We start from the raw sequence: 23,760 nt of genomic DNA, 5'->3' as shown, positions 1-23,760 counted from the left end.
CCCCGCTGCGGCGCTAGATGCAAACGGAGGGAATCGGCGTCGACCACAGGAGGGGGCTGGGGCTGTCCTTCGATACCACCATGTCACCGCACTTCCCACCCTTTCGTCCTGCCAGCGCAGGGCTCTGATCGCTGCGGGCTATAACGCCGATGGACCTTTTGCAGGACCTCATGACACCCCCTGTCGCCGTTCAGGCTCGTCCTTCTCGAGCCAGTGTTGGACGTATCGCAACTCGGGGTCGTAACGCCGGACCTGATCATCCATGTCGAAGACCTTGGGCCGAGTGTCACGCCCCACGCCCGCGATGTACTTCCAGTTACCCCAATTACTGGCCACGTCATAATCCATCAGACAGTGCTCGAACCAGGCGGCTCCATGACGCCAATCTCCGCACAGATCGTGCACCAGATAGCTGGCCGCCCACTGACGCGCACGGTTGGATATCCAGCCACAATCGCGCAGTTCCTTCATGGCCGCATCCACCGCCGGCTGCCCCGTCTCTCCCTGCTGCCAGCGTGTGAACGCCTGTCCTGGCGCTGGCGCCCGCTTGCCAAACAGTGCGCTCCCCTCCTGCCACGCCGCCCAGTGGAAGTATTCACGCCATAGCAGCTCGCGATAGAAGTGCTTCGTCGAGGCATTGGCCCCGTGCTCCTGCTCCCAACGCGTCAGCGCGCCCAGCACCTGAGTGGCAGAGATACATCCCGTGGCCAACCAAGCCGACAGGCGTGACGAGAAGTCCGGCCCGATCAACCCGTTACGGGTGTCTTGATAGACACCGATCGCTTGCTGCTTCCAGAAATACTCATCAAGACGGTCAAGCCCACTCGCTGCGCCGCCCACATAGCCAAGGCCCAACGGGTCAGGGTGATCATCGAGCGCCGCAGCAGCCGGCGAAAGACGCTGCAGCGACGGCAGCCCGCGAGGCGCCCGATCGGGCCAGGCGGGCTGAGTGGCTGCCGCTGGCAGTGCCTTTGCCGATGGCTTGGCCTTGCCCAGCTTGCGCTTGAACGCGGACCAGCTGCCCGGAACCTCCTCCACTGCAATAGGCAAGGTTGCATGCGCCCAGAGCGTGGCCGTACTGAACGTGTCGAGCCGACAACCAGGATGCAATAGCTGTGACAGGCGCTGCACCTGTTGCTGCTCTTCGCTACCGGGATGCTCACCCACACGCACTGCCGAGGCGCCGATACGCTCGGCCAGGTTTGCCACCAACGTCACCGGCTCGCCCACGGTGACCAGCAGATCGCTGCCACACTTGAGCAACTCGCCTCTCAGCTCCCGTAGGCTCTGCCACAGGAATCGCAGCCTGCGCGCCCCCATTCTGGGGATGTCCAGCGGCGCCTGAGGCTCAAGGAGGGCAGCGTCGATCACGTACACCACGAGCCGCTCGCTGATCCCTCCCGGCGATGCCAGCAGCGGGTTATCCGCCAACCTGAGCTCCCCGCGCAGCCAGACCAGATCTGTCTCCATGCCAACTCCACTCACCATCCATCATGTCGGCCGATAGCGGCCCCTTCCGCCTTCTGGCGCCAGGTATTCGATGGTCCAGCGCCATGAGGATCTCTAAAATATAGGACTTGTACACTTATCGTACAAGCCTGTAAGAGAAGACCGAGGTCGTTGAATCCGAACAGGGCAGCGGGGCGTCCATCTTTCGGGTAAAGTGGGGCGGCGCTTCAGGGTAAGGTGACCGCCACTCCAGGGGTACTCATAACACCTTGTAGTCGAACGGCTTTTACAGGCGCGTCAGGGCTTACCACGTTCAAGGACAGGCAGGATGACCAACAGATGACTTTGCTATGGATTCCCTTGCTACCGCTTCTCGGTGTGCTGGTACCCGCATTGACCGGATCTCGAGGCCGCTTACTCTGCACCCTGGCCACCGCTTGCCTTCCGGCAGTGGCGCTGGCCCTTACCCTCAGTTATCTGCCCGCCATCGAGGCAGGCAACATTCCCCGTGCAGGCCTCGAGTGGGTGCCGCAGATCGGCCTTGACCTGGCCTTCCGCCTGGACGGTCTGTCGCTGCTGTTCAATCTGCTGATACTGGGTATCGGCCTGCTGATCATCCTGTATGCCCACTACTACCTGGACGCCAGCGAGAACTACGCCAAGTTCTACGCCTACCTGATCCTGTTCATGGCCTCCATGGTCGGCATTGCCATGGCCGACAATCTGCTGGTCCTGTGGATGTTCTGGGAGCTCACCAGCCTGTCGTCGTTTCTGTTGATCGGTTTCTGGTCACACCGCTCCGAGGCCCGCAAGGGTGCGCGCATGGCCATGACGGTCACCGGTGCGGGCGGTCTGGCCCTGCTCGCTGGCCTGCTGCTGCTCGGCGACATCGTCGGCAGCCTGGATATGCAGGTCGTGCTGGACAGCGGCGCCACCATTCTGGCGGACCCGCGCTACCCCATCATGCTGGTGCTCGTGCTGCTGGGCGCCTTCGCCAAGTCGGCGCAGTTCCCCTTCCACTTCTGGCTGCCCCACGCCATGGCAGCGCCAACGCCGGTCTCCGCCTACCTGCACTCGGCCACTATGGTCAAAGCCGGCATTTTCCTGATGGCTCGCCTGCACCCGGCCATTGCCGGCAGTGAGCTGTGGTCGGCCATCGTGACCGTGGTCGGGATCGTCACCATGGTCTACGCGGCATGGTTCGCGCTGATCAAGGCAGACCTCAAGGGCATCCTGGCATTCTCGACTGTCAGCCATCTTGGCTTGATCACGGTACTGTTGGGGATCGGCAGCCCCATGGCGGTGCTCGCCGCGCTATTTCATATTCTCAACCATGCGACCTTCAAGGCCGCGCTTTTCATGTGCTCGGGCATCATCGACCACGAAGCGGGAACGCGGGACCTGGCCAGGCTGGGCAGGCTTGCCAAGGCCATGCCGATCACCTGCGTCGTGATGAGTATCACAGGCGCTGCCATGGCAGGCTTCCCGCTGCTCAATGGCTTTATCTCCAAGGAGATGTTCTTCACGGAAACCCTGGACTCCCAGGCCTTTGGCGGTCTGAGCCTGGTCCTGCCGGTACTCGCCACCATCGGCGGTGTGCTGTCGGTGGCCTACTCGATCCGTCTGGTCCATGCGGTGTTTTTCGCCGAGCCTCGTCACGCTCCCCCCAAGGCTCCTCACGAGCCTCCTCACCTGATGCGCGCTCCGTCGGAGTTGCTGGCAACACTGTGCATCCTGGTCGGCCTGTTTCCCGCGGTGATGGCCACCTGGCTGCTGGCACCGGCGGTGGCCGCCGTTTTGCTTGAGCCCCTGGATTTTCACCTGGCCATCTGGCACGGCTTCAACCTACCGCTGGCGATGAGCATCATCGCCACGCTGGCCGGCCTGACAACCTATCTGCTGCACCGCAAGATCCGCCAGTTTGTGCGTGACTTTCCGCCCCGCGATGCCAGCCGCATCTTCGAGGGCGTGGTCCAGACGATCGGCGATCGCGCAGAACGCATCACCGAGTGGTTCGACAATGCGTCGCTGCAGCGCTTCATGACGCTGCTGTTAGGCGCCTCTCTGATCGCCGGCGCCGTGGGTCTGGCGCGAATGGATGCGCTCACGGGAGCCAAGGGCAATCAACCGGTCGACGGTGTCCTGCTGGTCGGTGCCCTGCTGCTGATCTTTACCGGCATCGGCACCGCCATCACCCACCGACACCGCCTGATCTCACTGCTGATGCTGTCGGTGGTCGGTCTGCTGGTATCCCTGACCTTTGCCCGCTTCTCTGCGCCTGACCTGGCCCTGACCCAGCTGTCGGTAGAGGTGGTGACCATGATTCTGCTGATGCTGGCGCTGTTCTTTTTGCCACAAAAGACGCCAAGAGAGTCGACTCCGGCACGAGCCTTGCGCGACCTGCTGCTGTGCATGGGGCTTGGGGGCGTGATTGCGGGTCTCAACTACACCGTTCTGACCCGCGATACGGAGAGTATTTCTCAATTCTTCCTCGACAACAGCGTGCCAGGAGGAGGCGGCCACAACGTGGTCAATGTGATTCTGGTCGACTTCCGTGGCTTCGATACCCTGGGCGAGATCACCGTCCTGGCCATCGCGGGACTGGCCATCTTCAAGCTGCTCAATCGCCTGCGCCTGTTCATGCCGCACAGCGACAGCGAAGGCCGGATCTGGGCACCCGATCGCTATCCGATGATCCTGACAACCATCTCGCAGACGGTGTTGCCGCTGGCGCTGCTGGTGTCGGTCTTCATCTTCCTGCGCGGTCACAATCAGCCCGGCGGCGGTTTCATCGCTGGCCTGATCACTGCCGTCGGGCTGCTGCTGGTGTATATGGCCAGGGGGGTTGCCTGGACCCAGCAGCGACTCGACTTCCCCTATCAGCCCGTCGCCATCCTTGGCGTCGGCGTGGCGGCATTGACGGGCTTCGGCAGCTGGCTGTTCGGCGCGCCCTTCCTGACATCGTCCTTTGGCCACTTCCACATCCCCTTGATCGGTGACATCGAGCTGGCCACCGCCATGCTGTTCGACCTTGGCGTCTATCTCGCGGTAGTGGGCGCCACTCTGATGATCCTGGCCAACCTGGGCAAGGTCACCACGCCTCACCGACCGGCCAAGGAAGACCATGACCAAGGTTCGGTAGAGCAGGGATTGCACCGAACCGCTGCCCCCTCCGACGGCAAGGAGACCGTGTGATATGGAAATGCTCTATGCCATTACCACCGGCGTGCTCGCCGCCAGTGGCCTGTACCTGATGCTTCGCGGGAGAACCTTCCCGGTGGTGGTCGGCCTTACGTTGCTGTCCTATGCGACCAACCTGTTTCTGTTCTCCATGGGCGGGCTCACGGCGGGAGGCTCCGCCATCATCGACGGCAAGAGCCACTACAGTGATCCGCTGCCCCAGGCGCTGGTACTCACCGCCATCGTCATCGGCTTTGCCATGACGGCCTTCGCGGTCATTCTCGCCATGCGCGCCCGGGGCGACATGGGCAATGACCATGTCGATGGGCGCAAGGCCGAGGACAAGGAGGAGCGACGTTGATGTCCCACCTGATCGTGATGCCCATCGTCCTGCCCCTGGCAGCCGCGGTGGCACTGTTGATGACGCGCTTCGGCAACCCGTCCTATAAGCGTGTTCTGGGCCTGGTGACCACCTTTGCCTTGTTGTTGGTCAGCCTGCTGCTGTTGCGTCAGGCCGCCGCTGGCGACATTCACTACTATGCGCTCGGTGACTGGCAGCCTCCCTTTGGCATTGTCATGGTGCTTGATCGCCTGTCTGCGCTGATGATTTTCGTGACGTCTCTCCTGGCCGTTGGCGCCGTGCTGTTTGCCTGCGGCGGCGACGACGAGAAGGGCAGCAACTTTCATGGCCTCTTCCAGCTGCAGTTGATGGGGATCAACGGCGCCTTCCTGACCGGCGACCTGTTCAACCTGTTCGTCTTCTTCGAGGTGCTGCTGCTCGCCTCCTACGCCCTGCTGGTGCATGGCGGAGGCAAGGGTCGCATCCAGTCCGCCGTGCATTATGCGGTCCTCAACCTTGCCGGATCGGCGCTGTTTCTGTTCGCGGTTGGGCTGCTCTACGGTGCCACGGGCACCCTCAACATGGCCGACATGGCCCAGGCGGTGAGCCAGCTACCCAGCGAACGCCAGGGCATGGTGGTGGCCGGCGCGCTGCTGCTGCTGGTGGTCTTTGGCCTCAAGGCGGCCATTCTGCCGCTGTACTTCTGGCTGCCACGGGCCTATGCCAGTGCTCCGCCTCCGGTCGCCGCCCTGTTTGCGGTAATGACCAAGATCGGGGTCTACGCGATATTGCGGGTCTACTGGCTGATCTTCGGCGACCAGGCCGGCCCCCTCGAGGCATTGGAGCAGAGCTGGGTATGGTGGCTTGCCCTTGGCACCCTGGCGATTTCCGGCATCGGCGTGCTGGCGGCGCGTGACCTGCGCCTGCTGGTGGCCTATCTGGTACTGGTGTCGGTGGGTACCCTGCTGGCCGGCGTCGGCATGCGCTCCCCTGCTGCGGTATCGGGACTGTTGTTCTATCTGGTCCATACCACCCTGGTCACCGGCGGTCTGTTCCTGCTGGCCGACATGATCGGCACCCAGCGTGGCAAGGCAGGCACGCGCCTGGTGCGGGGACGTGTCCCCCACAATGCCACGGCCCTCGGGCTGATGTTCGTCATCGGTGGTATGGCCGTGGCAGGCTTGCCGCCGCTGTCAGGCGCCTTTGGCAAGGTCATGCTGATGAGTGCTGGCGATAGCGACCAACGCCTGTGGTTCTGGCCTTTACTGCTGGGCACCGGGCTGTGTGCAATCGTGGCGCTGTCCCGGGCCGGCTCCACCCTGTTCTGGCGCAGTCAGGCCAGCGATGACGGCGAGCCGTTGTCGGCCTGGCAGTGGGCCGGCACTGGCTGGTTGCTGGCCGCCTCCCCCCTGCTGGTAGTGCTGGCCGGGCCCCTGGCAGGCTATACCGAAGCCACCGCCGAACAGCTGACCAATCCTGAACCCATGCTCCGCGCCGTGCTGATGCAACAGGGAGACGCTCCATGACCACCCGCTCTCGTTCGTTGTTGCCCACCCCGCTACTGAGCCTGCTGTTGCTGGTTGTCTGGCTGCTGCTGGTCAATGATGTCTCTGTGGGCCATCTGCTGCTGGGCAGCGTCCTGGCGGTGCTGATCCCCTGGCTGACCTACCCCTTCTGGGACTTGCAGCCCGGCGTCAAGAAACCCTGGAAACTGCTGCGCTTCTTCTTGAGGGTCATCGGTGACATTGTGGTGGCCAACCTGCAGGTTGCCTGGATCATCATCAATCCCTGGCGCCGCACTCGGCCGCATTTCGTCGAGTATCCGTTGATGCTCGAAGAACGCTTTACCATCACGCTTTTGGCCAGCACGATCACGCTGACACCGGGTACGGTCTCGGCGAACCTGCGCATGGATGGGAAGACGCTGCTGATACACGCGCTGGACGTGCGCGATGAGCAAACCCTCATCGACACCATTCGGGAACGCTATGAGCGGCCGCTGAAGGAGATCTTCGAATGATCGATATCGCGTTGACCATCAGCCTGACGCTGGTCTCCCTGGCGCTGTTGCTGAACCTGTACCGGTTGACGGTGGGACCTGACATGCCCGACCGGATTCTCGCGCTGGACACGATGTATGTGAACTCCATCGCGCTGATTATCCTGATGGGCATCTGGCTCAACACCAAGACCTATTTCGAGGCGGCGCTGTTGATTGCACTGCTGGGCTTCATCAGCACCATCGCAGTCTGCAAGTACTTGCTGCGCGGCGACATCATCGAGTAATTCAGGAGAGTCTTCATGCTATACGTGTTTCTCGAGGGCCTGATCTCGGTACTGCTGATCGCTGGCGGGCTGTTTGCCTTCATCGGCTCGCTGGGCATGGCCCACCTCAGGGACTTCTATATGCGCCTGCATGGTCCGACCAAGGCCACCACCCTGGGCATGGGCTGCATACTCGCAGGCTCGATGGTGTACTTCAGCGTCACCCAGGGCGGTCTGCACCTGCAGGAAATGCTGATTACCCTGTTCCTGTTCATCACAGCACCTGTCAGTGCCCACATGCTGGCCAAGACCGGTCTGCATCAGCGTCTGAACTACCTGGACAAGACCCGGGGCAAGCCCCTCGAGTTTCGGGAAGAGGAAGTCGGTGCAAAGCCGGTCCCCCACCCCGATCCGGAGTAGGCCAGAGCGCTCTGCTAAACGACAATGGGCAGCCAGATGGCTGCCCATTTTGCGATGGCGTCTAGGCTCTCACAGCCATCCGGCCAACTCTCGCCTGACGATGCCGGCCAGCGCGTCGATGTGATCGTCGCGATCATTCAAGCAGGGAATATAGACAAACGTCTCTCCGCCGGCCTCGATGAAGGCATCCCGAATTTCCTGCTGGATTTCTTCCAGGGTTTCCACGCAATCGGCACTGAAGGCAGGCGACAGCACTGCAATGCGCTTATGGCCCTGGCGTGCCAGTTCGGCCACCTTGTCGACCGTTGCGGGCCCGACCCACTCCTCTGGACCAAATTTCGACTGGAAGGCGGTAACGACGTCCTCTTCCGGCATGCCGAGCCGCTCTCGCAACAGCCGGGTCGTCTTCACGCATTGGCAGTAGTACGGGTCGCCTTCTGTCAAAAAGCGCTTGGGTACCCCGTGATAGGAGGCCACGATCCTGGTGGGCGGCTGGGTCTCCTGCGCCAGGCGCTCCCTCACCGAGGCCGCCAGGGCGTCGATATAGGCCGGCTCATCGAAGTAGGCCGACGCGGTCCTGATGGCCGGCTGCCACTTCCGTTTCATCAACTGGCGAAAGAACTGGTCGCACGCCGTCGCGGTGGTCGGTGAGCCATACTGCGGGTAAAGAGGGAAGAACAGGATACGCCGACAGCCCTTGTCCTCCAGCTCCTTGAGCGCCTTTTCTGTCGAGGGATTGCCGTAGCGCATGCCGAAACTGACCTCGATGTTCTCCCCCACAGCGTCACCCAAGCGCAGCGCCAGCTTGTCCGCCTGGTTGCGGGTGATCGTCAGCAACGGACTTTCGTCCTTCTCGGTGTTCCAGATGCTGCGGTATGCCTCCCCTGAGGCAAACGGCCGACGGCTGAGGATCACCAGCTGCAACAGCGGCTGCCACAGCCAACGAGGGTAATCGACGACCCGCTGATCCGAGAGAAACTCGCTTAAGTAGCGGCGCATGGACCAGTAGTCCGTATCATCCGGCGTCCCCAGATTGGCGACCAGCACCCCGATCTTGTCACGAGGAATGACAGGGTGGTCCGCTGGGGCATGTGGCGGACGGCGTACCTGCTCGGATGACGGGGAATCAGACTGATCCATGAAAATGGCTTCCTCTTGGCGGTCTCGGTAAGCAAAAAGACTAACACCAGCAGGTGTCAGGCTCGAATCAAGTGTTACTATAAAGAAGATTTGTACAACTTTTGGAAAACTTATGTCCAGATCGTTGATTCTGCTTGCCGGTGATCAGCTTAGCCACGAGCTGGCAGCACTGGAACACGCCTCGGATGACGACGTGATCGCCCTCTGCGAGGTCGCCGAGGAAGGTCGCTATGTTCCCCATCATCCGCAAAAGATTGCGATGATGCTGTCGGCCATGCGCCACTTTGCTGCCAGCCTGCGTGACAAGGGATATCGGGTCCATTACAGCGCGCTCGATGACCCGGATAACGCCCACTCGCTGCTGCAAGAGGCCGAGCGGCTCGCAAAGCTCTATGACTGTCAGCGCATCGTGACCACTCGCCCGGGGGAATGGCGCCTGCTGCAGGCGATCGAGGAGCGTCGCAGCGACGTGCCCTGGGAATGGACTGAAGACACTCGGTTCTACTGCACACCCGAGGCATTCGCGCAGTGGCTGTCAGGGCGTAAGCAACCCCGCATGGAGGCCTTCTATCGCGAGATGCGGCGCCATACTGGGCTACTGATGGAAGGCGACGAGCCGATGGGCGGTCAGTGGAACTTCGACAAGGACAACCGCAAGCCACTCGACCAGCGCCTCGATGTGCCATCACCGCCTGAGCATGGTATCGACGACACCACCCAGGCAGTGCTCGACCTGGTGGCAGAGCACTTTGGCGATCACTTTGGCGATCTTGACGGCTTCCACTGGCCGGTGACGCGGCGGCAGGCGCTGGTCGACCTGCGCCATTTCATCGATGCGCTGCTGCCCGACTTTGGCGACTATCAGGACGCCATCAGCGATGACGACCCCTACCTCTTCCACTCGCGCCTCTCGGCGCCGATGAACCTGGGGCTGATAAGCCCGAGAGAGGTCTGTGAGGCAGCCCAGAATGCGTATCTTGAAGGCAAGGCCCCGATCAACGCGGTCGAGGGCTTCGTGCGACAGATACTCGGCTGGCGCGAGTACGTGCGCGGCGTCTACTGGTCTCAGATGCCAGACTACAAGCGCGGCAACGCCCTCAAGGCGACTCGTGGCCTGCCTCGCTTCTACTGGACCGGAGAGACGGACATGCGCTGCCTGCAGCGCGCTATCGGCATGACTCGCGAGAATGCCTACGCCCACCATATTCAGCGTCTGATGGTCACCGGTAACTTTGCCCTGCTATGCGGCGTCAGTCCGGAGGCACTATGCGACTGGTATCTCGCCGTCTATGCCGATGCCTGCGAGTGGGTCGAGCTGCCCAATACGCTGGGCATGGTGCTGCATGCTGACGGAGGCATCATGGGGTCCAAGCCCTACTGTGCATCTGGCAAGTACATCGACCGCATGTCGGATCACTGTCGCGACTGCCGCTACGATGTAAAGAAGACCACAGGCGAGACCGCCTGTCCTTTCAACAGTCTCTACTGGCACTTCCTTGAGCGCCACGCCGACACCCTGAGCAACAACCACCGAATGAAGTTGATCTACGGCTCCTTGAGCCGCATGAGCGATGACAAGCGCACCGCCATGCGTGAGCAGGCGGAGTCCTTTCTCGCCACGCTGGAGCTCGAGCCGAGCTACGGCCAAGGCGAACATGTGGCAGGCTATCGCGCCCGGGGGTCATCATCTTGAAGCGCTTCGACGACATCATCCCACCGGTCACCCTGTTCCACGACGGCGGCTGCCCGCTGTGTCGCCGGGAAGTCGCCTGGCTGCGCGGCCATCCCAGACGGGACCGTATTCGCTTCGTGGATATTCGCCATCCCGACTTTGATGCGGCGCAGTGGGGCAAGCGCATCGAGGACATGATGGGCAAGCTGCACCTTCTCGACGCAAGGGGCCACTGGATCGTCGGGATGGATGCCAGCAGAGCCCTGTACGCGACCTTGGGCTACCGGCGCTGGCTCTCGTTCAGCATGCTACCGGGAATGCGGCAGGCGCTGGACCTGGGCTATCGCCTGTTTGCCAAGCTACGTCCTTGGCTGGGGCGACACAGGTCTGGCTAAGACCAGACTGGCAACCTACAGACTGGCCAAGTGCGGTCTGGTGAATAGAGTCGAACTGGAGGGGTTCGGCCTGAAGAGGCTCGAACGCGACCTTCACGGGCCCTGGCTATCAGCGCCAGGGACTTGTATCGGTCAGAGGAAGGCAGGAACACCCAGGGGTGTCAGAACGTCAATGGTGGGGATGTATTCCCCATCGGGCGGGCAGCGTCAGAAGACCAGTGGCATGCGCGATGCCAGTGGCTGCGCATAGTGGGTCTCGCGGCCAATCACCTCGTCGTGAGCGACGTGCTGCACCAGGTAGGCTCGATGAATGCCTGCTCGCTTCAGCTCAAGGTAGACATCGTCCAATGAACGGAACAGCACAGGCTTGCCGCGTCGGCAGAGCATATGACGCGCCCCTTCGACGTCTTCCAGCTCGACTTGATAGAAACGGCTACCCGCGTGGCTGATGACGCGGATCTCGAAGTTGTCGTGTCGGCCCACAAAGGCCTTCAGCTCCTGAAATTCCATAGTATCTCTCGCCTCTTTTCATCCTGTAGTGGCGGCCAGCGTCTTGCCACCGCCTTGCTGATTAGCGCTATCTGTCACACCAGTCCATTCTCACCACCGTCTGGCGCGGGTCATCGTCTCACAGACTGCTCGACACTAGCGCGATGGACGGTGCGACGGTTTGATCATGGCACAGCCTGACGATGGAGAGTGACATTCTGGTTACGCTAACAATAATTTCTCTGACCTGGATACACACCTGCCGTTCCCTGCGCGATGCAATCAAGCACGCTCCCGCAGAAGACAGCTCCATGCCGTCAAGACACTCAGTAAAAAGAGAGGGCTAGAGCGAAAAGTGAAGCAGCAAGGGATGTGCGCACAGCGACGAGCGGACAGAGGGAAGACGGAACAGAAGGAAGAAAGAGAAAACAAAAGACACCAAACCCAGAGATGCGAGAGGCGAGAGGCAAGAGGCGAAGGAACGAGAACACACCAGGCAAAGGCCACCCCTTCGGTGGCCTCGCGGGCTACCAGACGCCCAACAGGCCAGCCTATCATGCGCTACAGCATCACCCTACTGCTGTCCCGACGCCTACTGATACTCGGAAGGATCGATCGCCTTGCCCAGGGAATTTCTGTCGACCCAGTTCCCTGCCTTGGTTTCCTTGTAACGAAAGACCACCTTATCCCCTACAGCCACCGGAAGTTCGGCATCTTCTGTCTGATAACTGTAGTCGACGCCGTCCACCACCAGGTGGTAACGGTAAAGATCGGGCATGCCCAGCCATTCCTTGAAAGGACCTTCACGTTCCACCGAAGTCAGCTCACCTCGGGCTTCCAGCTTGGGCGCGCGGCGCCGATTGCCGCGTCGAAATCCACCTGCCATGTCAGGGTCCTCCAGAGTCGGGTTACAGAGTGCAAGGGGCGGCATTATACGAGTCCACCGGTTCAGCTCAAGCCGCACCTCTTGCGCAGGGCCTATTCACCGAAGGTGTCGCCGTAGCTATCTGGTGCAAGATCCTCGAAACGGGTGTATTTGCCGATAAAGGCCATGTGAACCGCGCCGATCGGACCGTTACGCTGCTTGCCGATGATAAATTCGGCCAGCCCCTTGTTATCGGGGTTATCAGGATTGTAGACCTCATCACGATAGACGAAACCGATGAGGTCGGCGTCCTGCTCGATGGCCCCGGACTCACGCAGATCCGACATCACCGGGCGCTTGTTGGGTCGCTGCTCCAATGAACGGTTGAGCTGCGACAGGGCAATGACCGGGCACCCGAATTCCTTGGCCAGCCCCTTGAGAGACCGTGATATCTCGGAGATCTCACCGGTACGGTTGTCACCGAACCCTGGCACCTGCATCAGCTGCAGATAGTCGATCATGATCATCGCCAGGTTGCCGTGTTCGCGCACGACTCGACGAACTCGCGAGCGCATTTCGTTGGGGGACAAGGCTGCGGTGTCATCGATAAACAGCTGCTTGTCCTTCAGCAGGTTGACCGCGGAGGTGAGCCGCGGCCAGTCCTCGTCTTCCAGCTGACCGGAACGCACGCGAGTCTGATCGATACGACCCAGTGACGACAGCATACGCAGCATGATCGAGTCTGCCGGCATCTCCATGGAAAACACCATGACCGGCTTGTCGCTGGAGACTACCGCATGCTCCACCAGATTCATGGCAAAGGTGGTCTTACCCATGGAGGGTCGACCGGCCACAATGACCAGGTCAGAAGGTTGAAGGCCCGACGTCATGTCATCCAGGTCACGAAAACCCGTCGACAGACCGGTCATCTCGCCCTTCATATTGAACAGTTCGTCGATTCGATCGACGGCCTTGGTCAGCAGTTCGCTCATACCGATGGGACCACCGGCCTTGGGGCGATCTTCGCTGATCTGGAACACCAGACGCTCGGCCTCGTTGACCAGCTCGTCAGCGGGACGACCGTTGGGGCTGAACGCGCCATCGGCGATCTGGTTGGCTGCCTGAATCAGTTTGCGCAGGGTGGCCCTTTCGCGAACGATATCACCGTAGGCGCGGATATTACTGGCGGAAGGCGTATTGCGGGCGAGCTCTGCCAGGTACGCCAGTCCACCCACGGTATCGAGTTGATCGCGAGCCTCCAGCGCCTCGGACAGGGTCACCACGTCCAGCGGGCGACTGGACTCCGCCAGCGCCACCATGGCGTTGAACACCAGACGGTGTTCATAGCGATAGAAGTCATCGGCGACCAGGCGGTCGGCGATGCTGTCCCAGGCCTGATTGTCCAACATCAGACCACCCAGCACCGATTGCTCGGCCTCGACCGAGTGGGGCGGAACCTTGAGCGCTGCGGCTTCCTGATCGATGGTCTGGACGTCACTCATCTGCTTGTCTCTCGCAACACATGTACTGCCGGTCGGTAAAGGGCTTCCAGTCTAGCCGATCTCCACCCTCTCGCAAGACCGTAGCTCCGCGGATCGCGGGCATAAAAAAAGGCGCGGGATATCACTCCCGCGCCCTTGCTGTTGCCGTGGGAGATGACCTTATTCGGCCACCACCACCACGCGCACAGCGGCGTCGACGTCAGCGTGCAGGTGCAGCACGATGTCGTACTCACCGGTCTGACGGATCGGGCCTTCCGGCATACGCACTTCGCTCTTGGCGACATCGATTCCAGCGCTGGAGATCGCTTCCGCCAGGTCACGCGGACCGATGGAACCGAACAGCTTGCCTTCGTCACCGGCCTTGGCGACCAGAGACAGCTCGATATCGTTGAGCTGCTCGGCGCGGGCTTCCGCCTCGGCCTTGCGCTCAGCGGCCTGGGCTTCAAGCTCGGCGCGCTGTGCTTCGAAAGCAGCGATGTTGTCCTTGGTGGCCGGCACGGCAAGGCCGTAAGGCACCAGGTAGTTACGGCCGTAGCCAGGCTTGACGGTGACCTTGTCACCAAGACCGCCCAGCTTGCCAATGTTGTCGAGCAGAATGACTTCCATCTCGTAAACCTCTATGTCAGTTGCTGTGACCTAGACGACCGCGGAAATCCGCGAAGGTGTCGATCAAGGCCACAACCAGCACGATGAGAATCATGGGCCAGGTGGTGATCAGCAGCAGATAGAACGCGACCAGCCACAACCCGTTCATTCCCTTACGTCCAACTACACCATGTGTCAGGCCGATGCCCGCCATCAGTAGCGGTATCCAGGCCAGCATGCCGATGCCAGGCAGTCCAAGCAGCGAGCCGGCAATCACCAGCACCACCAGCAGAATCAGCTCCCGAGGGCTGAGCCGCATGGCGTGGAACTCTTCCCGAAAACCACCGGGGTTGTAGAGTCCCGCCTGCCAGCTACGGGCCAGTGCCAGGCAAGCCACGGAGGCCAGCATGACAACCAGGCCGGTGACCCCGCTGATGACCAGCTCGGCCAGCTGTGTGGGGTCGACGCCCTGGGCCGCCAGCTCGTCGAGCATGGCCGCTACCTCGGACGAGCTCTGACGCAGCTGATCCAGCATCAGGGCGGTGTCCGCCCGGGGCAGAAACACCCCGATCTGGATCATCGCCGCGCCCGCCAGAGACCCCAGGATCAGTGCTTCGCTCCAGCGCATGCGAGAGCGCAGCACGACCGCCATCAACAGCGCCAGCAAGGTCGTCGCCAGAGGAATCGGATCCCCTTGCGTCCACCACCAGCCCGCAGGAACCGCTGCGGCAGCAATCACCGGCAACGCCGGCGCCATGCCCTTGCGCAGCGTCACCAGAGCGGCGATAGCGGCCCCGAACCAGAACAGCCAGGGCACCGCAGACGCCACCAGGGCGACCAGCGCCGCCTGGGGCGTCCCTTTCATCGACCATCGGGCGACAGGCAGCATCGGTTGATGACTTACTGGTGGCTGTCGGTGTAGGGCAGCAGAGCCAGGTAGCGTGCGCGCTTGATCGCGGTAGACAGCTGGCGCTGGTAACGGGCCTTGGTACCGGTGATACGGCTGGGAACGATCTTGCCAGTCTCGGTGATGTAGGCCTTCAGGGTGTCCAGATCTTTGTAGTCGATCTGCTTCACGCCTTCAGCGGTGAAACGGCAGAACTTGCGGCGACGGAAAAAACGTGCCATGGAAAGACTCCTTATACGTGCGTTGCAGAACTAGCGATGCGCGGCTTAGGCGGATTCAGCGGTGCGCGGCTTTTCTTCGCGACGGGCACGCTTCTCTTCCACCGGCTTCATCATCGGAGACGCTTCGGTGATGGCTTCCTTGCAGCGCACCACCAGGCTGCGGATGATGGCGTCGTTGAAACGGAAGATGTTCTCGATTTCCTCGAGAGTCTCGCCGCTGCACTCAACGTTCATCAGCACGTAGTGGGCCTTGTGGATCTTGTTGATCGGGTAGGCCAGGTGACGGCGACCCCAATCTTCGAGACGGTGAACGGTACCGGAGTTCTCGGTGACGATGCTGGTGTAGCGCTCGACCATGGCCGGAACCTGCTCACTCTGGTCCGGGTGGACCATGAAGACGATCTCGTAGTGACGCATGGATTCTCCTTTCGGTTTGGCAGCTTCCGCAGGGGCCTGAGCGGGTGTCAAGAACATCGCTCGACGCCGGGGGAAGCAAGGAGTGAATAACAAATAACCTGTCCCGCGCAGAACGCACGGGCGCATGGATTCTACGGAGTCAAGCGGCGTGATGCAACCCGAACATCACTTTCCTCTCTTTTAGCCAGGTGGCGAGGACAGGCGGTCTTGCTACCGCTTCTTTCTATCACCTCTGTCTATCACCTCTTTCTACCACCACTCTCCACCATCCCTCTCTACCACTATCAGGACGATGAACGCTGTCGCACTGCCTCAAACAGGCAGATACCGGTAGCAACGGAGACGTTGAGGCTGGAGACCGCCCCGGCCATCGGCAGCTTGACCAGCGTGTCACAGGCTTCGCGGGTCAAGCGGCGCATGCCCTTGCCTTCAGCCCCCATGACCAGCGCCGTCGGGCCGCGCAGATCCGCCTCGAAGACGCTGCCTTCGGCTTCGCCTGCCGTTCCGGTGATCCACACGCCCTCTTCCTTCAGCCGCGCCATGGCCCGCGCCAGGTTGGTCACCTGATACACCGGCACACTTTCAGCAGCACCACAGGCCACCTTGCGCACCGTGGCATTCAGCGGCGCCGACTTGTCCTTGGGCACCAGCACCCCATGCACGCCAGCGGCGTCGGCGCTGCGCAGGCACGCTCCCAGGTTGTGGACGTCAGTGACCCCATCAAGAATCAGCAGCAGCGGCGGTGTTTCCAGCGGCCATGCCTTCAGCTTATGCCAGAGCGACTCCTCGCTCTCCGGTGCCAACGGCGGACAGAAAGCGACGACTCCCTGATGGGAAGCCCCCTGGGAGAGGCGGTCCAGCTCGTCTCGGGGCACCGCTTTCACACGTGCCCCGCGCTGACGCGCCAGCTCGACCAGGTCGTGCAAGCGTCGGCCCGCTTCACCTTCCTGCAGCCACAGTTCGCGAGGGGATTCGCCGCGATCCAACATGGCCCGGACGGCATGCACGCCGAAGACGCCATCGAGACCTGCGGGCGCCGCGGCGCCAGAACCACCCCGTGGCTGACGCTGACGTTGACGCTTGGATTCATGCTTGGCCACGCAGGCCCTCCTGTAAACAGATCACGCTGGCGTTACCCCTTATTGCCATTGCCACGCGCATTACGCCGAGGGCCACGACGACGACGCCCACCCTTCTTCTTCGGCGCCTCGGCCTCGGACGAGGCGCCATCCTTGCCACGCTTGCCGGCCTTGGCGTGACCGGTCTCGCTGGCCTTGCTCGCAGGCTCGCCACGACGCTTGCGCGGCGCGCGCCGAGGACGTGGCTTGTCATCGGCCATCTCGAAATCGATCTTGCGCTCATCCAGGTCGACCCGCGCCACCTGAACGGTCACCCCGTCGCCGAGACGGTAGCTGGTTCCCGTGCGCTCGCCCTTGAGGCGATGCTTTTCCGGCTCGTAGTGGTAATAGTCGGAAGGTAATGAGGTGACGTGCACCAACCCCTCGACGTAGACATCATCCAGCCGCACAAAGATACCGAACTGAGTGACGGAGGCGATGGTTCCGTCGTAGACCTCACCGAGCTTGTCGGACATGAACTCACACTTGAGCCAGTCCTCCACGTCGCGAGTGGCGTCATCGGCCCGACGCTCTGTCATCGAGCAATGTTCCCCCAGCTCCAGCATCTGCTCGAAGGTGTAGGGGCACCACTTGGTCGGCGGCTCCACCGGCGCACCCTCGGCCCGCAACACGGTATTGGTCTGGCGCGGACCGCGGATGACCGAGCGAATGGCGCGATGCACCAGCAGGTCGGGGTAGCGGCGAATCGGCGAAGTAAAGTGGGCATAGGCCGGATATGCCAGGCCAAAGTGCCCTTCGTTGTGCGGTGAGTAGACCGCCTGGCTCATGGAGCGCAACATCACTGTCTGAATGATGTCCGCATCGTCACGGCCCTTGATGGCCTCGGCCAGGTCGCGATAGTCCTGAGGCGTGGGCTCATCACCGCCACCTAGCGACATGCCGATCTCGTTCAGGAACAGCCTCAGCTTGTCCAGGCGTTCCGGCGATGGCCGCTCGTGAATCCGGTAAAGCGCTGGCAGGTCGTGCTTGTCCAGGAAGCGCGCGGTGGCCACGTTGGCGGCCAGCATGCATTCCTCGATGATCTTGTGAGCATCGTTGCGCGAGCGCGGCACAATCTTCTCGATCTTGCGTTCGTCGTTGAAGACGATCGCGGTCTCGGTGGTCTCGAAGTCGATGGCGCCCCGCTCGGTGCGCGCTTCTCGCAACAGCTGATACAGGCTGTACAGGTTCTTCAGCGACGGTACCAGCGCCTTGTACTGCTGTCGCAGCGCATCGCCCTCTTCTCCGTCATCCTGGAGAATGGCTGCCACCTTGTTGTAGGTCAGCCTGGCGTGGGAGCGGAAAACGGCCTCATAGAATCGATAGCGACTGATCGCGCCGGTCTTGGAAATGTTCAGCTCGCAGACCAGCGCCAGTCGATCCACGTCAGGGTTCAGCGAGCAGAGCCCATTGGACAGCAGCTCTGGCAGCATCGGCACCACCTGCCCCGGGAAGTACACCGAGTTGCCCCGAGCAATGGCCTCCTGGTCCAGCGGGCTGCCGGGACGCACGTAGTGCGAGACATCGGCAATCGCCACCAGCAGCTTCCAGCTTCCGGAACGCGTCTTGTAGGCACAGACAGCGTCGTCGAAGTCCTTGGCGCTTTCATCGTCGATGGTCACCAGCGGCTTGTCGCGCAGGTCGATGCGATGAAGCTTGTCGTCCTCCGCTACCTCAGCGGACATGCTGGCGATCTGATCGATGACATCCGGCGGAAACTCAGAGGGGATCTCGTAGCTTCGCAGCGCAATATCAATTTCCATCCCGGGGTCCATGCGCTCACCCAGCACCTCGATCACTTCCCCGACAGGCTGGACCCGGGTCTCCGGCTGCTTGACGATACGCGCCGAGATGACCTGCCCGTCCTGCGCTCCAGCGCAAGCACTGTGGGGAATGATGACTTCCTGGGTAATGCGGTTGTTCTCGGGAATCAGCACGCCGAACTCAGGCGTGTTCTCCCGATAGACGCCAACGATCGTCTGGGTGTTGCGCGCGATGACTTCCACCACCGTCGCCTCGTCGCGACCACGACGGTCACGCCCGCTGACCCGCACCAGCACATGGTCACCGTGAAACACTCGGCGCATCTGCCGAGGAGGCATGACCAGGTCAGGCTTCTTGCCATCATCGCGGACCAGAAATCCAAAGCCGTCGCGATGACCCAGCACCTTACCCTTGATCAGGTCCAGCTTATCGATCAGCGCATAGGCGCCCCGACGATTGCGCAATACCTGGCCGTCTCGCTCCATGGCGGAGAGGCGCCGGCGTACCGCTTCTCGAAGGTCTTCATCATCCAGGCCAAGCTGATCGCTCATCGCCTCGTGGGTCGTCGGCGTACCGATTTCCTCGAGTCGATTCAACAGATATTCACGGGAGGGAGCAGGCTTGTCGTACTTATGGGCTTCGCGGCTGGCGTGTTCGTCGGCGTCGAGCGTCCAATGGTTCATGCGGAAGGCATCCTTGACAGGGGCGAGGACGGCAGGAGTGCGCCGCCACCCGGGCGCGAGCGTGCGGTCTTTTCGAAATTGTCTCTTAACATGCGCGCAGTATAGCGCCAGCAGCGCCGTCACCCAACCATAAGCGCCTCCGGATACAGAGCTTGCGCCATCAGTACGACGTTTTTTTCTCCCAGCAGCGACGCAAAAGGCTTGCAATATGCCAAAGTTTCGGTAACATACGCGCCACTTGCCCAGATGGCGGAATTGGTAGACGCGCTAGCTTCAGGTGCTAGTGTCCTTACGGACGTGGAGGTTCAAGTCCTCTTCTGGGCACCAAGATCCTTCGGGATCACGACGATGGAGATCGTCACGCTCTTTGATACATCGTTATCGGCAAAGCGCACGTGTTCGCCCAGGTGGCGGAATTGGTAGACGCGCTAGCTTCAGGTGCTAGTGTCCTTACGGACGTGGAGGTTCAAGTCCTCTCCTGGGCACCAACGATACATGCTGTGGCATGCATCGATGAACACAGGCCGAGCAGATAACGTAGATCACGAGCACACAACATGACATGCCCAGGTGGCGGAATTGGTAGACGCGCTAGCTTCAGGTGCTAGTGTCCTTACGGACGTGGAGGTTCAAGTCCTCTCCTGGGCACCAATGTCATGCAGCAACAGGATCAGACAGATCCAACAAGAATCCGCGCCCCGTCGCGGTTTTTTTGTGCCTGCCGTTCCAGCATCCAGCGTGTTAGCACCCGGTCTTTAGTCCCTAGCCCGTCGCTCAATCGAAACGCGACGGCAACTCAGCCACCTGAGACAGCGCCCAGTCGCCCACCCCCGCACGAGCCTCCCAGGCCGCCTCTTCCTGCGGGCCCAGCCGCGGAAAGAAATTCAGGCCCGTGATCGCTTCCACCTCGTCGATGCTGACAAGATAGCGAGACAGCGATTCATCTCCACGCACGTTCTGGGGCATCACAAAAGCGACTGCCAGAGGAGTCTCTCCGGGCACCACCACCACCTTGTAGAAGCCGATTGGCACCTCCACAAAGCTGACGCGATCCAGCAGTCGATCCAGGGAGAGATCGCTGACTCTGGTTTCTGCATAGACAGGCCCGGTGATGACCTGCAGGCGACCGAAGCGCGGCAGAAAATGGTCCATCACGACTTCTTCCAGGCGCTGCCATAGCTGACGGTTGAGGGCAGGCTTCTGCGGCATCATATTGCTCATCAGGAAGCTGTCATGCTGAGCCTGCTCCCCCCAGACCTTGGCCATGGCATAGTTGGGAGCCAGGTGCCCACGGTCATATCCACTGCCAGCGTAGCTGGTCGTGCTGACGGGCCACAGCGTTCGCCAATCCTGTTTGAAGCCGGGGCGAGGCCCCACCCGGTGATCCGCCGACTGCCGCAGTTCATAGCTCGCCCACAGCGCACCAACGCGCAGATCAGACCATCCCAGCAGGTACCCTTCATTACGCAGCACACGGGTGAACGCCAGCGCGGACGGTTCCGCCCACTCGGTCACCCCCATCCAGCTCATGCGGTCGCGATAGCCCTGCTCGGTGGAGTACCACAGGACAACCCCAAGCACGGCGATGGCCAGCGAGGCCAGGAAATGCCGCGGCCGAGGTATCAGACGATCAAGCGAGAGATCCACATACTTCCTTGTTGGCAATGGTCAGGACGAACAATAGTCAGGACGAACAATGGTCAGCAGGGCCTGCCCTTACCAACCCAACGAAAACATGGTTTCCAGATCGTGGCGCGAGTGCACCTGAAGCGCATTGAGCGTTTCCGTGTCGGCAATGCCTTCTACTGCATTCAGGCGCCCGGTGACCAGCTCCGCCAGACTCTCGAAATCCCGTGTACGGGCAATGGCCACCAGATCATAGCGACCGCAGGTCGAATAGACCTCGCTGATCCCTTCCACCTCGGCCAGACGCTCGGCCACCGCCTTGACCTGCCCTTTCTCGGCATTGATCAGAATCACAGCATTCTGCATGATCACGCTCCTTTCCCATCGCTCCACGCCAACGACTCAGGGCGCGGATGTTAAACATGGTGGTTTGGCAACGCAGTATATCAGCGCCTCCTCACCACCTGCACCGCCGACTGCGCGGACCGCTTTTTTCGCGGCGGATTGCCGCACTCACAACGAGACGATTCGCCAAGGCTCAACGGCTTAGCTAATCTTGCAAGACAGCGCCATCAAGAGCGCAGGAGCAGGCTGCCAAGGCATCCTGACTCACCAAGACCGGCCCATCGCGGGCCTGACCATGACCGTATGACGCTCATCTTCCGACAATGAGGAGTCCCCATGACCAAGCACAGCCGTCGTGCCTTCCTGCGCACCAGTCTGCTGGGCATCGCCGCTCTGCCGCTGGGTGCTGGTGTCCTGTCTCGCACTGCGCTGGCGCAGAGCCTGCCTCGCCTGAGTACCGACAATGCCCAGGCCAAGGCTCTGGGATACGTCGAAAAGGCCAGCGATGCCAGCGGCAATGCCGCCTACGAAGACGGAGAGCTCTGCTCGAACTGCATGTTCTTCAATGCCGAAACCGAGGGCTGCCAGCTATTCCCGCAGAATAGCGTCGCCCCAGGCGGATGGTGCCAATCCTGGACGGCCAAGCCATAAGGCTGCGTGCCGAGGTCCGGTACTAAGTAAGAAGAAAGAAGGCAGGCAAGAAAACACGCCGCCGCAAAGCATCGCTTTGCGGCGGCGTGTCGGTTATCTGCTGTCGGCGTCAGGCGGATTCTTCGCTGTCCGGCAGCGGCCACTGGTAACGCCGCACCACTTCATCACCATCGAAGGACTCCAGCTTGACCGGAAAGCCCCATAGCTGGTGAAGGTGTCGGATCACAGGGTAGACGCTACGCGCCAACGGACGCCGCTGATCCTGCACGTGCCTGAGTGTCAGCGAACGATCTCCTCGAATATCGGCCTCGAACACCTGAATATTCGGCTCCCTGAGTGACAAGGCGTACTGCGCGGACAGCGCCTCACGGACCCGCCGGTAGCCCCGCTCGTCATGAATCGCTGCCACCTCGAGCATGTCCTCCTGATCATCATCGACCACCTGGAACAGCTTGAGCTGACGAATCACCTTGGGTGATAGAAACTGCTGAATAAAGGACTCGTCCTTGAAGTTGCGCATGGCGAAATTCAGCGTTTCGCGCCAGTCGCTTCCCGCAATGTCCGGAAACCACTCCCGGTCCTCGTCATCAGGAGACTCGCAGAGGCGCTTGAGGTCGGTGAAGATGGCGAAGCCCAGCGCATAGGGATTGATTCCGTTGTAGTAAGGGCTGTCAAAGGCGGGCTGACTGACGACGGCGGTATGGGACTGCAGAAACTCCAGAATCAGGCCTTCGTCCACGGCCCCTTCGTCGAACAGGCGATTCATCAGCGTGTAGTGCCAAAACGTCGCCCACCCTTCATTCATGACCTGGGTCTGCCGCTGAGGATAGAAGTACTGGGCCAGCTTACGCACAATTCGCACGACCTCCCGCTGCCAAGGCGCCAGCAAGGGTGCATTCTTCTCGATGAAGTACAGCAGATTTTCCTGTGGCTCGGGGGGATAACGCCCGCCACCGTGCAGCCCCAGCGGGTCATCGTCGGAAGACACAGGCGGCACCTCGATGCCGGCGTCACCCATGGGAATTGTCCGCCACAGGGTATTCACCTGAGCCTGGAGATAGTCTTCACGCTCTTTCTGCCGTCGAGCCTCCTCCTCCGGCGATACCGGAGACGGCCGCTTGTAGCGATCCACCCCATAGTTCTGCAGCGCGTGACAGGCGTCGAGCAACTGCTCGACGGCCTGCACACCGTGACGCTCCTCGCACTGACTGATGTACTTGCGGGCAAACACCAGGTAGTCGACGATCGAAGAGGCGTCGGTCCAGGTCCGAAACAGATAGTTGCCCTTGAAGAAGGAATTATGGCCGTAGCAGGCATGTGCCATGACCAGTACCTGCATCATCAGGGTGTTCTCTTCCATCAGATAGGCGATGCAGGGGTCGGAGTTGATCACCAGCTCATAGGCCAGCCCCATCTGCCCACGACGATAGGCCTGCTCGACGGCCAGGAACTGCTTACCGAACGACCAGTGATGGTAGCCCACAGGCATGCCCACGCTGGCGTAGGCGTCCATCATCTGCTCCGTGGTGATGATCTCGATCTGATTGGGGTAGGTGTCCAGTCGATACTCGTCCGCAAGCCGAGCGATCTCGGCCTCGAACTCGGTCAGGTCGTCGAAGCTCCAGTCCGAGCCGGTCGCAATGGGCTTGGCGTGACGTTTGGTCAAGGCGGTCATGGCAATTCCTCTTCGTCCAAGGCGCTGCTCGTCCAACATGCTTCGCTTGCA

General features: G+C 61.3%; 23 protein-coding genes and 3 tRNA genes. 12 read left to right on the top strand and 14 right to left on the bottom strand.

Going from position 1 to position 23,760, the window contains the following annotated elements; all coding sequences use genetic code 11:
- Window positions 1-168: 168 nt before the first annotated feature.
- Entirely contained in the window at window positions 169-1,470 is a 1,302-nt protein-coding gene (locus tag KUV86_RS11120; RefSeq protein ID WP_222484789.1) for a DASH family cryptochrome, read from the bottom strand.
- Between the two features lie 318 nt (window positions 1,471-1,788).
- On the opposite strand from KUV86_RS11120, the gene KUV86_RS11115 reads away from it, so the two are divergent.
- The 6 genes from KUV86_RS11115 to KUV86_RS11090 are packed head-to-tail and all read left to right on the top strand — an operon-like array spanning window position 1,789 to window position 7,654.
- Window positions 1,789-4,644, top strand: coding sequence for a monovalent cation/H+ antiporter subunit A (locus KUV86_RS11115; RefSeq protein ID WP_222484787.1), 2,856 nt, complete (start codon window positions 1,789-1,791; stop codon window positions 4,642-4,644).
- Window position 4,645: 1 nt separating this feature from the next.
- Window positions 4,646-4,990 carry a Na+/H+ antiporter subunit C gene (locus KUV86_RS11110; RefSeq protein WP_206941365.1) on the top strand — a complete coding sequence of 115 codons (345 nt, stop codon included), beginning with the start codon at window positions 4,646-4,648 and terminating at the stop codon, window positions 4,988-4,990.
- A complete protein-coding gene (locus KUV86_RS11105) occupies window positions 4,987-6,495 on the top strand; it encodes a monovalent cation/H+ antiporter subunit D (protein WP_222484203.1) in 1,509 nt (502 codons plus the stop codon). Before KUV86_RS11110 ends, KUV86_RS11105 begins: the two co-directional genes overlap by 4 nt.
- Window positions 6,492-6,989: a Na+/H+ antiporter subunit E gene (locus tag KUV86_RS11100; protein ID WP_206941367.1), complete on the top strand. Its 498-nt coding sequence runs from the start codon at window positions 6,492-6,494 to the stop codon at window positions 6,987-6,989. The genes KUV86_RS11105 and KUV86_RS11100 overlap by 4 nt, the downstream gene beginning before the upstream one ends.
- Window positions 6,986-7,255, top strand: a complete 270-nt coding sequence (locus KUV86_RS11095; protein ID WP_206941368.1) for a K+/H+ antiporter subunit F — start codon at window positions 6,986-6,988, stop codon at window positions 7,253-7,255. Before KUV86_RS11100 ends, KUV86_RS11095 begins: the two co-directional genes overlap by 4 nt.
- 15 nt (window positions 7,256-7,270) lie before the next feature.
- Complete coding sequence (locus tag KUV86_RS11090) at window positions 7,271-7,654, top strand: Na+/H+ antiporter subunit G (protein ID WP_206941369.1); 384 nt, start codon at window positions 7,271-7,273, stop codon at window positions 7,652-7,654.
- Between the two features lie 69 nt (window positions 7,655-7,723).
- Here the strand turns inward: KUV86_RS11090 and hemH are convergent, their stop codons facing one another.
- Window positions 7,724-8,794 (bottom strand): ferrochelatase, encoded by a 1,071-nt coding sequence (gene hemH, locus KUV86_RS11085; RefSeq protein WP_222484785.1) that lies wholly within the window; start codon window positions 8,792-8,794, stop codon window positions 7,724-7,726.
- Between the two features lie 112 nt (window positions 8,795-8,906).
- On the opposite strand from hemH, the gene KUV86_RS11080 reads away from it, so the two are divergent.
- Window positions 8,907-10,487: a cryptochrome/photolyase family protein gene (locus tag KUV86_RS11080; RefSeq protein WP_222484784.1), complete on the top strand. Its 1,581-nt coding sequence runs from the start codon at window positions 8,907-8,909 to the stop codon at window positions 10,485-10,487.
- The gene (locus tag KUV86_RS11075) at window positions 10,484-10,861 is read left to right on the top strand and encodes a thiol-disulfide oxidoreductase DCC family protein (protein WP_261397615.1); all 378 of its coding nucleotides are present in this window, start codon (window positions 10,484-10,486) and stop codon (window positions 10,859-10,861) included. The genes KUV86_RS11080 and KUV86_RS11075 overlap by 4 nt, the downstream gene beginning before the upstream one ends.
- A gap of 207 nt (window positions 10,862-11,068) precedes the next feature.
- Here KUV86_RS11075 and KUV86_RS11070 read toward each other — a convergent pair whose 3' ends face one another.
- From KUV86_RS11070 to rnr, 9 genes are all read right to left on the bottom strand, one after another.
- On the bottom strand, window positions 11,069-11,371 hold the full coding sequence (locus KUV86_RS11070; RefSeq protein ID WP_206941373.1) for a DUF6482 family protein: 303 nt from the start codon (window positions 11,369-11,371) through the stop codon (window positions 11,069-11,071).
- Between the two features lie 571 nt (window positions 11,372-11,942).
- Window positions 11,943-12,236 (bottom strand): hypothetical protein, encoded by a 294-nt coding sequence (locus KUV86_RS11065; RefSeq protein ID WP_206941374.1) that lies wholly within the window; start codon window positions 12,234-12,236, stop codon window positions 11,943-11,945.
- A gap of 92 nt (window positions 12,237-12,328) precedes the next feature.
- Entirely contained in the window at window positions 12,329-13,717 is a 1,389-nt protein-coding gene (dnaB, locus tag KUV86_RS11060) for a replicative DNA helicase (protein ID WP_206941375.1), read from the bottom strand.
- A gap of 159 nt (window positions 13,718-13,876) precedes the next feature.
- Window positions 13,877-14,323: a 50S ribosomal protein L9 gene (gene rplI, locus KUV86_RS11055; protein WP_206941376.1), complete on the bottom strand. Its 447-nt coding sequence runs from the start codon at window positions 14,321-14,323 to the stop codon at window positions 13,877-13,879.
- A gap of 16 nt (window positions 14,324-14,339) precedes the next feature.
- Entirely contained in the window at window positions 14,340-15,191 is an 852-nt protein-coding gene (locus KUV86_RS11050) for a hypothetical protein (protein ID WP_222162707.1), read from the bottom strand.
- 11 nt (window positions 15,192-15,202) lie between these two features.
- Entirely contained in the window at window positions 15,203-15,430 is a 228-nt protein-coding gene (gene rpsR / locus KUV86_RS11045) for a 30S ribosomal protein S18 (RefSeq protein ID WP_016853668.1), read from the bottom strand.
- Window positions 15,431-15,475: 45 nt separating this feature from the next.
- The gene (rpsF, locus tag KUV86_RS11040) at window positions 15,476-15,847 is read right to left on the bottom strand and encodes a 30S ribosomal protein S6 (protein ID WP_206941380.1); all 372 of its coding nucleotides are present in this window, start codon (window positions 15,845-15,847) and stop codon (window positions 15,476-15,478) included.
- A gap of 284 nt (window positions 15,848-16,131) precedes the next feature.
- The gene (rlmB, locus tag KUV86_RS11035; protein WP_222162899.1) at window positions 16,132-16,854 is read right to left on the bottom strand and encodes a 23S rRNA (guanosine(2251)-2'-O)-methyltransferase RlmB; all 723 of its coding nucleotides are present in this window, start codon (window positions 16,852-16,854) and stop codon (window positions 16,132-16,134) included.
- 125 nt (window positions 16,855-16,979) lie between these two features.
- The gene (gene rnr / locus KUV86_RS11030; protein ID WP_222484783.1) at window positions 16,980-19,412 is read right to left on the bottom strand and encodes a ribonuclease R; all 2,433 of its coding nucleotides are present in this window, start codon (window positions 19,410-19,412) and stop codon (window positions 16,980-16,982) included.
- A gap of 240 nt (window positions 19,413-19,652) precedes the next feature.
- Between rnr and KUV86_RS11025 the strand changes: the two genes are divergently transcribed.
- From KUV86_RS11025 to KUV86_RS11015, 3 genes are all read left to right on the top strand, one after another.
- A tRNA-Leu gene (locus tag KUV86_RS11025) sits at window positions 19,653-19,739 on the top strand.
- Window positions 19,740-19,813: 74 nt separating this feature from the next.
- Window positions 19,814-19,900 (top strand) — tRNA-Leu (locus KUV86_RS11020).
- Between the two features lie 76 nt (window positions 19,901-19,976).
- Window positions 19,977-20,063, top strand: a tRNA-Leu gene (locus KUV86_RS11015).
- 123 nt (window positions 20,064-20,186) lie between these two features.
- On the opposite strand, the gene KUV86_RS11010 is transcribed toward KUV86_RS11015, so the two are convergent.
- Together KUV86_RS11010 and KUV86_RS11005 are read right to left on the bottom strand one after the other, a co-directional pair.
- On the bottom strand, window positions 20,187-21,059 hold the full coding sequence (locus tag KUV86_RS11010) for a DNA/RNA non-specific endonuclease (RefSeq protein ID WP_315900983.1): 873 nt from the start codon (window positions 21,057-21,059) through the stop codon (window positions 20,187-20,189).
- A gap of 69 nt (window positions 21,060-21,128) precedes the next feature.
- Window positions 21,129-21,404 (bottom strand): Lrp/AsnC family transcriptional regulator, encoded by a 276-nt coding sequence (locus KUV86_RS11005; protein WP_206941383.1) that lies wholly within the window; start codon window positions 21,402-21,404, stop codon window positions 21,129-21,131.
- A gap of 315 nt (window positions 21,405-21,719) precedes the next feature.
- Here KUV86_RS11005 and KUV86_RS11000 point away from each other — a divergent pair, with 315 nt between their 5' ends.
- A complete protein-coding gene (locus KUV86_RS11000) occupies window positions 21,720-22,034 on the top strand; it encodes a high-potential iron-sulfur protein (RefSeq protein WP_206941385.1) in 315 nt (104 codons plus the stop codon).
- A 109-nt stretch (window positions 22,035-22,143) separates the two neighbouring features.
- Here KUV86_RS11000 and KUV86_RS10995 read toward each other — a convergent pair whose 3' ends face one another.
- Window positions 22,144-23,709, bottom strand: a complete 1,566-nt coding sequence (locus KUV86_RS10995; protein WP_206941386.1) for a SpoVR family protein — start codon at window positions 23,707-23,709, stop codon at window positions 22,144-22,146.
- Between the last annotated feature and the right edge of the window lie 51 nt (window positions 23,710-23,760).

Origin of the sequence: Halomonas sp. DP8Y7-3 (genome assembly GCF_019801675.1) — a bacterium.
Taxonomy (GTDB): domain Bacteria; phylum Pseudomonadota; class Gammaproteobacteria; order Pseudomonadales; family Halomonadaceae; genus Halomonas; species Halomonas litopenaei_A.
Note: the sequence above shows the minus strand (reverse complement) of the source record. Positions and strands in the feature narration are given on the sequence as shown.